Raw genomic sequence first — 14,135 nt, 5'->3', positions numbered from 1 at the left:
AATTATAGAAAATGATAAAAAATAAAAAAACGTTGGTACTTGGAGCTTCTACAAAACCAGCTAGATATGCTTTTATGGCAATTGAAAAATTGGTTGAAAAAGGTCATTCCGTTCTTGCCATCGGTCAAAATGCAGGGGAAGTGGCAGGAATAAAAATCCAGACTAAAGCAATTCCATTAAAAAAAATCGATACGGTTACTCTATATTTAAATCCGACACGTCAGCGTGATTACTACAATTATATCGTCGAGGCGCAACCAAAACGTGTGATCTTTAATCCAGGTACGGAGAACCCAGAGTTTTATCAGTTGTTAAAATTAAATGACATAAAAGTCGAGATAGCTTGTACGCTTGTTATGTTGGCTACAAATCAGTATTAGTTTTTTTAGAAGCTATTTCTGCTATCCATTTCAATCTTTGAACAAAACAGTATTTTTCTAAATATAAAAAGGAGCTTCCGTTGGTCGCTCTTTTTTTATAAGAAAAAATTACTGTTTTTTATCAAAGGATTTCCATTTCTATCAGGGCTAGGGAGCCAAGAACTTTGAGATTTAAAAAAAACATTTCGGTAAAATATTTTAAAACCTAGTTTCTTCTATCGCAGGTTTACTAATCAATAACAATCCAAGAAAAGTAATAAGTCCGTTGACGATAATTAGTTCATTATCGAAAACATATCCAAAAAATAACACTTTTGAATTTTCGCTAATAAAGAACGTCAGTGCTGGAGATAGCAAGCATATCAATGGCACCAGTTTGTCTTTGACGGTTTTTGTTTTTACAAATAATCCGAAACAATACAATCCCAAAAGCGGGCCATACGTGTAGGAAGCAACCCTGAAAATCATTCCTACTACAGAACTGTCATTAACAGAATTGAAAAACACAATAACAAGAAACATTAAAAACGAAAAACCGATATGAACAAAATGTCTGGTTCGCACGATGTTTGGTTTGTTTAAATTTTCGATTTTATCCATCCCTAAAAAATCGACACAAAACGAAGTCGTAAGTGCTGTTAATGCGGAATCAGTGGTAGCAAATGTGGCGGCTGTTAAACCTAACAAGAAAACTATCGAAGGAATTAAAGTCAAATGGTGAAAAGCAATTTCTGGGAAAAGTAAATCCGTTCTTGGTTTCCCAGTTATAAAATCGGTTGGGACTTCTATCCCGTTTTTATTGGTATAAATATAAAGTAATGCTCCTACGCTTAGAAAAAAGATATTAATAAGAACAAATATCCCCGTAAAAGTGAACATATTTTTTTGGGCTTCGCCAATGTTTTTGCAACTTAAATTTTTTTGCATTAAATCCTGATCCAGTCCAACCATGGCGATGGTGACAAACATTCCACCCAGAATTTGTTTCACAAAATGAAACTTGCTAGAAACAAAATCTTCGAAAAAGAATGTTTTAGAATAATTACTGTTTTTTACTTCCTCAAAAGCTTCAATGATATTCAGGTTGAGACTTCTGCAAATAAAGAAAATAGTCAAGAAAACCGAAGTGACTAAAAAGAACGTTTGTAAAGTATCAGTAATGATAATCGTTTTTAAACCACCACGATAGGTATAAGCAAATATCAAGGCGAGCGAAATTAATACCGTAACGGCAAACGGAATTCCATAATAATCAAAAACATAACGTTGTAAAACAATAACTACCAGATACAATCTAAACGAAGAACCAATTGTTCGGCTAATTAAAAAAATGGTAGCAGCGGTTTTATAAGAATAAGTTCCTAATCGGCGTTCTATATAGCCATAAATGGAGGTTAAATTCATTCGGTAGTATAGAGGAAGCAAAACTTTAGCAATAATTATAAAACCAATAGCATTACCTAATACAAACTGAAAATACTTGAATTGTTCGCCGTTTGGAGAACCCACTTCGCCAGGAACTGAAATAAAGGTCACGCCGGAAAGTGCCGTTCCTATCATTCCAAAGGCGACCAAATACCATTTTGAATTTTTATTGGCTTTAAAAAAAGCATCATTTCCGCTGTCTTTTTTACTTACAGCGTGGGATATGTAAAACAGGATTCCGAAATAAATGGACACTAGTAAAAGTATGGTGCTTGGGGTCATTTTTTGAATTTAAAGTGACCAAAATACGATTTTTTGTTTAACGGATTAATGGATTAACCGTTTTATTCTTTTAACCATTTAACCGAAAAACAGATTGAACAAATTACTACATTTGCATCTATGGAATTTTCTTCAAAATTAATAGAAAAAGCAGTCAATGAAATGTCTCAATTACCTGGGATTGGTAAGCGAACGGCATTGCGATTAGTGTTGCATTTATTGAAACAACCTAAGGAACAAACGGGTTTTTTGGCGCAAGCAATAATGACCATGCGGGAAGATATCAAGTATTGTGACAGCTGTCATAATATTTCGGATAGCATACTTTGTGAAATTTGTGCCAACAAAAACAGAAATCATCAAATTATATGTGTTGTTGAAGATATTCGGGATGTGATGGCTATAGAAAATACAGGTCAATTCAGAGGAATTTACCATGTTTTAGGAGGGAAGATTTCACCAATTGATGGAGTTGGTCCTAGTCAGTTAAATATTACTACGCTTGTTGAAAAAGTAAAATCAGGAACTGTAAATGAAATAATTTTTGCCTTAAGTTCAACTATGGAAGGTGATACGACCAATTTTTATATCTACAAACAAATTGGTGATAATGAAATAATTATATCAACAATTGCAAGAGGAATTTCGGTAGGAGATGAATTAGAATATGCAGACGAAGTTACCTTGGGAAGAAGTATATTACACAGAGTTCCTTTTGAAAAGTCTTTTAAAAATAATTAATCCATTTAAAAAATAGCGATTCTTTTTAAATAGTAAATGAAAACCTATATTTGTCGTTAAAAATATTTAAATGAGCAAGTCAGTACTCTATTTGTTGCTATGTATTAGTGTTTTATTTTCTTCGTGTATTCCAACGCAGGATTTAATTTATCTTCAAAAAAAGGATAATTCAAGTGATGAAATGTCGATTTCGGTGGTTGAGTCAAAGCCGTATAGATTGCAAACGAATGATGTTTTGAGTATCACGATTAAAGCGATTGATCCTAAGTTAGTGGCAATTTTTAGTACGACAAATTCAGCAGAAGCTGGTAAGTCAGAATCTGGATTATATTTTGATGGCTTTACGGTCGATGATCATGGAAATATTAGAGTGCCGGTATTAGGAGAGCTAAATGTGATTGGTTTCACTTTGGAAGAAATAAGAGTTAGAATTGAGAAACAATTATTAGCAGAATATTTTAATACAGCAGCAAATATTTTTGTTACCGTAAAATTAGCTGGATTTAGATACACTATCAACGGAGAAATAGGAAGTACGGGAACAAAAACCTTATTTCAAGAGCATGTTAATGTATTGGAAGCAATTGCAAATGCAGGAGACATTACCATTACCGGTAACAGAAAAGCTGTTACAATCATAAGAAAATCACCTACAGGAGTTGCAATGCATGATATTGATCTTACGGATATTAACGTAATGAATTCTCCTTACTTTTATTTACAGCCCAATGACTATATTTATATAAAACCATTGAAACAAAAAACTTGGGGGACTGGAAAGACTGGAATAGAATCGCTGGGTACTATTATTACGTTGTTCTCATTGGCAACAACGACCTTCTTTTTATTATTTAAAAATTAAAATACATCTCAAAAAATGCTAGACATAAAAGATTTTTCAATTTTTGAAGACCAAGTAAGTTTTGATTTTAAGGGATTTTTAATAAAAATCGGAAGTTATTGGAAGTGGTTTCTAATCAGTCTTTTAATAACCTTCACCATCGCTTATCAAGTTAACATTCGTAAACAAAAAATTTATGGAATGGAGACGCTTATTTCCGTAAAAGAAGAAACAAATCCACTGTTTACTTCGACAACCAGTCTGGTTTTTAACTGGGGAGGAACCTCAGATCAGGTTCAGACTATTTCAACTACATTGCAATCGAGATCACATAATGAATTGGTTGTTGATAAATTACAATATTATATTAGTTACTTGGTTCAAGGGAAATATAATTTGGAAGATGCCTATGGTGCGGTTCCTTTTTATGTAAATATAGATAAATCAAAAGGTCAATTATCTGGAGGTCTCATTGGTATCAAATTTTTGAGCGAAAATGTATATGAGATTACAATTCCGTTTGCAAGCAAAAATGTTTCTTTAATAACCTATTCTAATAATTCCTATAGTAACACAGCAGTTGAACAGGGTGATTTTGTGAAAAGATACAAGGTAGGAGAACAAGTCTCGTTGCCTTTTTTGAATTGGAAATTACAGATAAAAGATAATCCAGGTTTTTACAAAGGCAATGAATATTTTGTTCAATTTAATGATTTTGATGGAACTGTTTCCGGTTATAGAGGAATAAATGTCAAATCAGATGACAAGGGTGGTTCTATAATTACTCTTGGGATGCAAGGTCCTAATAAAGCAAGAATGGTCGAATATTTGAACGCGACTGTAAAAATGCTGATAAAAAGACAACTAGATAGTAAAAATCAATTTGCAACGAATACTATTGCGTTTATTGATAGTACGTTGGTTGCTATGGAATCTCAGCTAAAGGAAACTGGAAATGAACTGAAAACCTTTAGAAAGGACAAAAAAATATACGATATAGAAGCGGGTGGTGAAAAATTTTCAGATAAGATTCTCGAGTTTGATGTCAAGAAAGACGAGGTAACACGTAAGATGGCGTATTACAATTCTTTAAGATCCTATTTAAGGAATAGTGTCGATTATTCTAAGCTTCCGGCGCCATCAGTGGCGGGTATTGATGATCCTAATGTTGTAATGAATGTGTCAAAATTGATTGGACTTTCTGCCCAAAGATCTGAAATGGCTTATGCGGTGAAAAGTGATAAGATATTCAAAGATTTTGACAATCAGATGGAGGCTGTCAAAAACGTATTGTTAGAAAATATTTCTACAGCAAAAGCTTCTTTGCAAGGTGATTTAGCAGTGGTTAGCAGTAAAATTAATGAAACGGAAAGTACCATTAAACAGCTTCCGGAAGACCAACAAGAGTTGATTAAGATTAAAAGAAAATATGATTTAAGTGATAATATTTATAGCACTTTTCTTCAAAAAAGGAGTGAAGCTGATATTGTTAAAGCGGCTAATTTATCGGATATTCATTTTATAGATCCTGCAAAGGATATAGGCGGAGGACTTATCGGTCCAAAAACATCAGTTAATTATGTTTTAGCATTATTCCTGGGAATACTCTTTCCGTTGCTTTTTGTGTTTATAATTTTCTTTATCAATAATTCTATCCAAAATACAGAAGATATAAGTAAATTAACAAAAATTCCATTGATTGGAGTCATTGGATTAAATAAAGACAGTACTAATCTTGCAGTATTTGACAAACCAAAGTCTGCTTTATCAGAATCTTTTAGAGCCGTTCGTTCTTCGCTTCAGTTTTTATATAAACAACAACATTTAGATGGAGCCAAGACACTTATGATTACATCCTCGGTGAGTGGTGAAGGAAAAACATTTTGCTCTATAAACATCGCAACAGTATTTGCACTTAGCGGGAAAAAGACAGTTGTCATTGGTCTTGATTTAAGAAAGCCTAAACTTTTTACTGAATTTAATTTAACTAATGAGGTAGGTGTTGTGAATTATTTAATTAACCAAAAAACGGTTGGCGAAATTATAAATCCTACTCAAATACCTTTTCTAGATGTTATTCTTTCAGGACCAATTCCTCCAAATCCGGCTGAGATGATTATGAATGAAAGAATGAAGGATTTAATGGATGAATTAAAGAAAAAATACGATTATATTATTTTAGACACACCTCCTGTTGGATTGGTATCTGATACATTAGAATTAGCACAATATTGCGATGTAACCTTATATATAGTAAGACAGAATTTCACCAAAAAAGAAATGATTACACTTCTCAATAATAGAGTTAAACGTGGAGAGTTAAATAATACCAGTATTATTTTGAATGGGTTTGAGAACAAGGCAAAATATGGTGCTGGATATGGGTACGGCTATGGATATGGCTATGGATACGGAACGTATTCAAATGGATATCATGAGGAGGACAGACCAAAAACTATCTATGAAAGAATACTTAAAATAGTACGTCCAAGAGTTTCTAAATAATTGGATTTTTTAAATTAAGAAAAGATGGAAAATGATATAAAAAACACGATATTAATTACAGGTGGAGCAGGATTTATAGGTTCTAATCTGTGTGAATATTTTTTGTCAAAGGGGGATAGGGTGGTTTGCTTTGATAATTTTGCAACAGGATACCGCCACAATCTTAAAGACTTTATTAATAATGTAAATTTTCTTTTAATTGAAGGAGATATACGTAATGTTACCGATTGCCAAAATGCAGTAAAGGGAGTTGATTATGTTTTGCATCAAGCAGCTTTGGGATCTGTGCCTCGTTCCATTAATGATCCAATTACGACCAACGATGTAAATGTCTCTGGTTTTTTGAACATGCTTGTTGCTTCTAGAGATGCTAATGTGAAACGATTTATATATGCAGCAAGTTCCTCTACTTATGGGGATTCAGTGGGACTGCCAAAAGTAGAAGAGGTGATTGGAAAACCACTTTCTCCGTATGCAATTACAAAATATGTAAACGAGCTGTATGCAGAGATTTTTAGCAAAACGTACGGAATGGAAACGATAGGCTTGCGTTATTTTAATGTTTTTGGACGAAAACAGGATCCTAACGGAGCCTATGCCGCTGTTATTCCAAAATTTGTGATGCAATTAATGCAATTGGAAAGCCCTCAAATTAATGGTGATGGAAACTATTCCCGTGATTTTACTTACATTGATAATGTGATTCAAATGAATGAATTGGCGATGTTAACAAAGAATGTGGAAGCAGTTAATACGGTTTATAACACCGCTTATGGTGATAGGAATACGTTAAATGACTTAGTGGGTTATTTGAAGGAATTCTTAGCTAAGTATGACGAAAGAATTGCCAATGTTGAAGTAGGGTATGGACCTAATAGAGCAGGAGACATTCCTCATTCTTTGGCTAGTATAGCCAAAGCGAAAGAATTATTGGGGTATGATCCAAAGTTCTCTTTGCAGGAAGGATTAAAAGAAGCGGTAGATTGGTATTGGAAGAATCTTAGGTAAAAGAGGGATAATAGAATAAAATTGAAGAAATGAAAATTACTAAAATATGTTGCATTGGTGCCGGATATGTTGGAGGTCCAACAATGGCAGTTATTGCGCAAAAATGCCCTGAAATTCAGGTAACTGTTGTTGATTTAAATGAAGAACGTATTGCCGCTTGGAATGATGAGAATATCGATAATATTCCTATTTATGAACCAGGTTTGGATAAAGTTGTTGCCGAGGCCAGAGGGAGGAATTTATTTTTCTCTACTGATGTTGAAAAGGCGATTGATGAAGCCCAGGTAATTTTTATTTCGGTGAATACGCCAACCAAAACCTATGGAAAAGGAAAAGGGATGGCCGCGGATTTAAAATATATTGAATTGTGCGCCAGACAAATTGCCAGAGTAGCAAAAGATAACAAAATAGTGGTAGAGAAGTCAACACTTCCGGTGCGAACAGCTGAAGCAATCAAAAGTATTTTGGATAATACAGGGAATGGCGTTCAGTTTCAAATTCTGTCCAATCCTGAGTTTCTTGCTGAAGGAACCGCTGTGGAGGATTTATTAAACCCTGACAGGATTTTAATAGGGGGGGATTCTACGCCAGAAGGGCAAAATGCAATTCAGGCATTAGTTGCCGTATACGCTAACTGGGTGCCATCTGATAAAATATTAACTACAAATGTTTGGTCTTCGGAATTGTCGAAACTGACTGCGAATGCTTTTTTAGCACAAAGGATTTCATCGATTAATGCGATGTCTGAGCTTTGCGAAAAAACGGGAGCCGATGTAAATGAAGTTGCGAAAGCCATTGGGATGGATAGTAGAATTGGATCAAAATTCCTGAAAGCATCTGTTGGCTTCGGAGGTTCCTGTTTTCAAAAGGATATTCTTAATTTAGTTTACATAGCGAAATCCTATGGATTAAATGAAGTGGCTGATTATTGGGAACAAGTAATCATCATGAATGATCATCAAAAAAGACGGTTTTCTAACAATATTGTACAAACGCTGTACAACACCGTTGCGGATAAAAAAATCACCTTTTTGGGTTGGGCTTTCAAAAAAGATACTAATGACACCAGAGAATCAGCAGCCATTTATGTTGCTGATGATTTAATCAATGAAAATGCTAAAATTGCGGTCTTTGATCCTAAAGTATCCAGAAAAAAAGTATTGGCAGATTTAGATTATTTAGAAACAAGAACCCCTTTATCTAATGAAAGGAATGTGTTGTCATTTGACAATCCATATGATGCCTGCGCAAATTCACATGCTATAGCAGTGCTTACGGAATGGGATGAATTTATTCAATATGACTGGCTAAAAATATATGATTCGATGCAAAAACCTGCTTTTGTATTTGATGGAAGAAACATCTTGAATGGTCCGGCGCTAGAAGCCATTGGATTTATTTATCAAGGTATTGGTTCTTAAAAGAAAATAATATGATTCTTTTGGATGTAATTATTAAAAAGTGATGGCATCCAAAGGGGCTAATAATAAAATATTTCAATACAAAACGCAAGATGAATTGGTATGTAGTTTATACAAAACCTAAATGGGAGAGAAAAGTAGCGGAGCAATTAGGGAAAATTGGAATCGAATGCTATTGCCCATTAATAACGGTGGTGCGTCAATGGTCAGACAGGAAGAAAAAGATAGAGGTTCCTTTATTTAATTCTTATGTTTTTGTACAGTTAGCAGAATCAGACCGGAATTTAGTATTTCAGTCTGCAGGTGCTGTACGTTATTTATTTTGGTTAGGAAAACCAGCGATCGTCAAAGACGAAGAAATTGATGTGATAAGGAAGTGGCTTCATACTCCAGATTCATATGACGTTTGCTTAACTTCTATTCAGGTTGGTGATTCTATAGAACTAGAGTCAGGACCATTTTCTAAACAGAAAGCAATTGTTAAAGAAGTAAATAAAACACATTATATTCTGGTTTTAGAATCATTAGGCTGTGTTCTGAAAATGAAGTTAAAGTAAATGATAACATTTAGATAGTTTAAAAATGATTTACGGTACGTTTTTATATCGTTGCATTTTTTTAATTGATAATAAAATATAAAAATTTAGATGAAAAAAATATTAATTACCGGTGGAGCCGGGTTTATTGGGTCACATGTTGTGCGACTTTTTGTTACAAAATATAGCGAATATCAAATCTATAATCTGGATGCGCTTACTTATGCAGGGAATTTAGAAAATCTTGTAGACATTGAAAATGAGCCAAATTATACTTTTCTAAAAGGGGATATTACCGATGAAAGTTTTATCAGTAATTTGTTTGAAAAATATCAGTTTGACGGGGTGATTCATCTTGCTGCTGAATCCCATGTTGACCGATCCATAGAAGATCCTATGGCATTTGTGAAAACGAATGTGATAGGGACTGTTAATTTGCTCAATGCTGCCAGAAAGCTATGGGCTAACAATGCCGAAGGAAAACGGTTCTATCATATCAGCACCGATGAGGTATATGGTTCTTTGGGAGCGGAGGGTTTGTTTACAGAGACTACTTCGTACGATCCTAATTCTCCTTACTCCGCTTCAAAGGCGAGTTCGGATCATTTTGTACGAGCTTATGGTGAAACTTATGGTTTGCCTTATGTACTGACAAACTGTTCTAATAACTATGGTCCGAATCATTTTCCAGAAAAATTAATTCCGTTATTCATCAATAACATTATTACTAATAAAGCTTTGCCGGTTTATGGTGATGGGAATTATACCCGTGATTGGCTGTTTGTTGTAGATCATGCCAGAGCAATAGACTTGGTTTTCCATGAAGGAATAAATCATGAGACTTATAATATTGGAGGGTTTAATGAATGGAAAAATATTGACTTAGTGCAATTATTGTGCTCGATCATGGATGATAAGTTGGGGCGAGTTGCAGGTGAATCTGCAAAATTGATCACTTATGTCAAAGACAGACCGGGGCATGATTTGCGTTATGCTATTGATGCAGGTAAAATAAACAAACAGTTGGGTTGGGAGCCTTCGGTTACTTTTGAGCAGGGGTTAGAAATTACGGTGAATTGGTATCTGAACAATACTGATTGGTTGAATAATGTAACTACCGGGGAATATGCGACTTATTATAAAAAACAATATTTGAAATAGTTTTATTATTATTTATTGTTGTTACTATTATTGGTAATTAAAATTCTATTTTTAAACACATAGAAACATAGGTTTTTCTGGTTTTCAAAGAAATTTGGAAATAGAAGTCTATGTTTCTATGTGTTTTAATTTTTGGTTTGATTGGTATTCATTAATTTTTTTTAGTCTTGATTACTCAAAAGGAAATAATTTATTTGGAGTTTGTTAATTTTTGATTTCAAAAGAAACAAAAAATATTCATGGGTAATTTTTTCTTTTGCCTTGATGCAAAAGAAACAAAAGATCAAGCCTCAATATTTTTACAACAAAAATCATCGGACAAATTTCCCTATCGCGACCCCAGCCGCTCGTGTTTCACACTCGACTCGGGGGTCACTCCCTGCGGCCAAAGCTGAAATTCTTACCGTGATTTTTTGGTGTAAAAATATAAGGGCGGGTTGTAGTTTGTCATCTCGACGAAAGGAGAGATCACATAAGTAGTTAGATAGTGGTAATAAAACGGATTTTTTATTTGAATAACATTTTTTTTCTTTTGTCTTGATTACTCACGAGTTAATGATTTATTGGAGTTCGTGAATCTTCGATTTCAAAAGAAACAAAAGATATTCATGGGTAATTTTTTCTTTTGCCTTGATGCAAAAGAAACAAAAGATCAAGCCTGAATATTTTTACAACAAAAATCATCGGACGTATTTCCCTATCGCGACCCCAGCCGCTCGTGTTTCACACTCGACTCGGGGGTCACTCCCTGCGGCCAAGGCTAAAATTCTTACCGTGATTTTTTGGTGTAAAAATATAAGGGCGAGTGGAGCGAGTTGGTTGCGATTGCTGTTTTTTATTTGAAGACAATCTTTTCTTTTGTCTTGATTACTCACGAGTTAATGATTTATTAGAGTTCGTGAATCTTCGATTTCAAAAGAAACAAAAGATATTCATGGGTAATTTTTTCTTTTGCCTTGATGCAAAAGAAACAAAAGATCAAGCCTGAATATTTTTACAACAAAAATCATCGGACAAATTTCCCTATCGCGACCCCAGCCGCTCGTGTTTCACACTCGACTCGGGGGTCACTCCCTTCTGCCAGCGTTGAAATTCTTACCGTGATTTTTTGGTGTAAAAATATAAGGGCGGGTTGTAGTTTGTCATCTCGACGAAAGGAGAGATCACATAAGTAGTTAGATAGTGGTAATAAAACGGATTTTTTATTTGAAGACAATCTTTTCTTTTGTCTTGATTACTCACGAGTTAATGATTTATTAGAGTTCGTGAATCTTAGATTTCAAAAGAAACAAAAGATATTCATGGGTAATTTTTTCTTTTGCCTTGATGCAAAAGAAACAAAAGATCAAGCCTGAATATTTTTACAACAAAAATCATCGGACGTATTTCCCTATCGCGACCCCAGCCGCTCGTGTTTCACACTCGACTCGGGGGTCACTCCCTTCTGCCAGCGCTGAAATTCTTACCGTGATTTTTTGGTGTAAAAATATAAGGGCGGGTTGTAGTTTGTCATCTCGACGAAAGGAGAGATCACATAAGTAGTTAGATAGTGGTAATAAAACGGATTTTTTATTTGAAGATAATCTTTTCTTTTGCCTTGATGCAAAAGAAACAAAAGATCAAGCCTCAATATTTTTACAACAAAAATCATCGGACAAATTTCCCTATCGAGACCCCAGCCGCTCATGCTCCGCACTCGACTCGGGGGTCACTCCCTGCTGCCAGCGCTGAAATTCTTACCGTGATTTTTTGGTGTAAAAATATAAGGGCGAGTGGAGCGAGTTGGTTGCGATTGCTGTTTTTTATTTGAAGACAATCTTTTCTTTTGTCTTGATACAAAAGAAACAAAAAATCAAGCCTCAATATTTTTACAACAAAAATCATCGGACAAATTTCCCTATCGCGACCCCAGCCGCTCGTGTTTCACACTCGACTCGGGGGTCACTCCCTGCGGCCAAGGCTAAAATTCTTACCGTGATTTTCTGGTGCAAAAATATAAGGGCGATTAATGCAAGTTGTTGCGATTGCTATTTTTTATTTGAAGATATTTTTTTCTTTTGTCTTGATACAAAAGAAACAAAAGATCAAGCCTCAATATTTTTATCCCAAAAATCATCGGACGCATTTCCCTATCGCGACCCCAGCCGCTCATGCTCCGCACTCGACTCGGGGGTCACTCCCTTCTGCCAGCGCTGAAATCCTTACCGTGATTTTCTGGTGCAAAAATATAAGGGCGATTAATGCAAGTTGTTGCGATTGCTATTTTTTATTTGAAGATATTTTTTTCTTTTGCCTTGATGCAAAAGAAACAAAAGATCAAGCCTGAATATTTTTACAACAAAAATCATCGGACGTATTTCCCTATCGCCACCCCAGCCGCTCATGCTCCGCACTCGACTCGGGGGTCACTCCCTTCTGCCAGCGCTGAAATCCTTACCGTGATTTTCTAGTCTAAAAATATAAGGGCGAGTAGATAATATGGGTATTTTACAAGGGGTATGACTTCTAAATAGCTTACAGTAAAAGGCACAATTTGAAAGCTCAGTTTAAATAGATAAATGTTCCCTCAAAGAGAAACCGCTCACGTATTCCCCTCTTGAGAGGGGTTAGGGGTGTGTTTTTGCGGTTATAAATTTCTAAAAGTTAAATAATATCAGGGATGTAATCCTTAAAAATATAAGGGGAAGTAGAGCATAAGTTGTTGCGATTGCTATTTTTTATTTGAAGACAATCTTTTCTTTTGCCTTGATGCAAAAGAAACAAAAGATCAAGCCTGAATATTTTTATCCCAAAAATCATCGGACGTATTTCCCTATCGCGACCCCAGCCGCTCATGCTCCGCACTCGACTCGGGGGTCACTCCCTGCTGCCTGCGCTGAAATTCTTACCGTGATTTTTTGTTCTAAAAATATAAGGGCGGGTTGTAGTTTGTCATCTCGACGAAAGGAGAGATCACATAAGTAGTTAGATAGTGGTAATCTTTTCTTTTGTCTTGATTACTCACGAGTTAATATTTTATTGGAGTTCGTGAATCTATGATTTCAAAAGAAACAAAAAATCAAGCCTCAATATTTTTATCCCAAAAATCATCGGACGTATTTCCCTATCGCAACCCCAGTCGCTCGTGTTTCACACTCGACTCGGGGGTCACTCCCTGCGGCCAAGGCTAAAATTCTTACCGTGATTTTTTGGTGTAAAAATATAAGGGCGAGTGGAGCGAGTTGGTTGCGATTGCTGTTTTGGTCTGATGTTAATCTTTACTTTTTTACTTGATAAGAAAAAGATATTCATGGGTAATTTTTTCTTTTGCCTTGATGCAAAAGAAACAAAAGATCAAGCCTCAATATTTTTACAACAAAAATCATCGGACGTATTTCCCTATCGCAACCCCAGCCGCTCGTGTTTCACACTCGACTCGGGGGTCACTCCCTGCGGCCAGCGCTGAAATCCTTACCGTGATTTTTTGGTGTAAAAATATAAGGGCGGTTTGTAGTTTGTCATCTCGACGAAAGGAGAGATCACATAAGTAGTTAGATAGTGGTAATAAAACGGATTTTTTATTTGAAGATAATCTTTTCTTTTGCCTTGATGCAAAAGAAACAAAAGATCAAGCCTCAATATTTTTACAACAAAAATCATCGGACAAATTTCCCTATCGCGACCCCAGCCGCTCATGCTCCGCACTCGACTCGGGGGTCACTCCCTTCTGCCAGCGCTGAAATTCTTACCGTGATTTTTTGGTGTGGCAACTATAAGGGCGGGTTGTAGTTTGTCATCTCGACGAAAGGAGAGATCACATAAGTAGTTAGATAGTGGTAATAAAACGGATTTTTTA

The 14,135-nt window shown here is 35.3% G+C and carries 10 protein-coding genes; 9 read left to right on the top strand and 1 reads right to left on the bottom strand.

The genetic code is table 11. From position 1 onward, the window contains the following. Window positions 1-14 precede the first annotated feature (14 nt). Window positions 15-380: a CoA-binding protein gene (locus ACFX5F_RS12320; RefSeq protein ID WP_104000092.1), complete on the top strand. Its 366-nt coding sequence runs from the start codon at window positions 15-17 to the stop codon at window positions 378-380. A gap of 198 nt (window positions 381-578) precedes the next feature. Here the strand turns inward: ACFX5F_RS12320 and ACFX5F_RS12315 are convergent, their stop codons facing one another. Continuing rightward, complete coding sequence (locus ACFX5F_RS12315) at window positions 579-2,087, bottom strand: sodium:solute symporter (protein WP_379852337.1); 1,509 nt, start codon at window positions 2,085-2,087, stop codon at window positions 579-581. 120 nt (window positions 2,088-2,207) lie between these two features. Between ACFX5F_RS12315 and recR the strand changes: the two genes are divergently transcribed. The 8 genes from recR to ACFX5F_RS12275 all read left to right on the top strand — a co-directional run bounded on the left by recR (window position 2,208) and on the right by ACFX5F_RS12275 (window position 12,626). Next, window positions 2,208-2,828, top strand: a complete 621-nt coding sequence (recR, locus tag ACFX5F_RS12310) for a recombination mediator RecR (RefSeq protein WP_379852336.1) — start codon at window positions 2,208-2,210, stop codon at window positions 2,826-2,828. 70 nt (window positions 2,829-2,898) lie between these two features. Then, window positions 2,899-3,690: a polysaccharide biosynthesis/export family protein gene (locus tag ACFX5F_RS12305; protein ID WP_379852335.1), complete on the top strand. Its 792-nt coding sequence runs from the start codon at window positions 2,899-2,901 to the stop codon at window positions 3,688-3,690. A gap of 15 nt (window positions 3,691-3,705) precedes the next feature. Further along, complete coding sequence (locus tag ACFX5F_RS12300; RefSeq protein ID WP_379852334.1) at window positions 3,706-6,174, top strand: polysaccharide biosynthesis tyrosine autokinase; 2,469 nt, start codon at window positions 3,706-3,708, stop codon at window positions 6,172-6,174. A 24-nt stretch (window positions 6,175-6,198) separates the two neighbouring features. Next, window positions 6,199-7,182 (top strand): SDR family oxidoreductase, encoded by a 984-nt coding sequence (locus ACFX5F_RS12295; RefSeq protein WP_379852333.1) that lies wholly within the window; start codon window positions 6,199-6,201, stop codon window positions 7,180-7,182. A gap of 29 nt (window positions 7,183-7,211) precedes the next feature. Continuing rightward, complete coding sequence (locus ACFX5F_RS12290) at window positions 7,212-8,603, top strand: UDP-glucose 6-dehydrogenase (RefSeq protein ID WP_379852332.1); 1,392 nt, start codon at window positions 7,212-7,214, stop codon at window positions 8,601-8,603. 92 nt (window positions 8,604-8,695) lie between these two features. Continuing rightward, the gene (locus ACFX5F_RS12285) at window positions 8,696-9,160 is read left to right on the top strand and encodes a UpxY family transcription antiterminator (protein ID WP_379852331.1); all 465 of its coding nucleotides are present in this window, start codon (window positions 8,696-8,698) and stop codon (window positions 9,158-9,160) included. A 90-nt stretch (window positions 9,161-9,250) separates the two neighbouring features. Beyond that, complete coding sequence (gene rfbB, locus ACFX5F_RS12280) at window positions 9,251-10,300, top strand: dTDP-glucose 4,6-dehydratase (protein WP_379852330.1); 1,050 nt, start codon at window positions 9,251-9,253, stop codon at window positions 10,298-10,300. A gap of 2,008 nt (window positions 10,301-12,308) precedes the next feature. Further along, window positions 12,309-12,626, top strand: coding sequence for a hypothetical protein (locus ACFX5F_RS12275; RefSeq protein ID WP_379852329.1), 318 nt, complete (start codon window positions 12,309-12,311; stop codon window positions 12,624-12,626). Window positions 12,627-14,135 lie beyond the last annotated feature (1,509 nt).

This window comes from Flavobacterium zhoui (assembly GCF_042787235.1).
In the GTDB taxonomy this organism is placed as follows: Bacteria; Bacteroidota; Bacteroidia; order Flavobacteriales; family Flavobacteriaceae; genus Flavobacterium; species Flavobacterium zhoui.
Note: the sequence above shows the minus strand (reverse complement) of the source record. Positions and strands in the feature narration are given on the sequence as shown.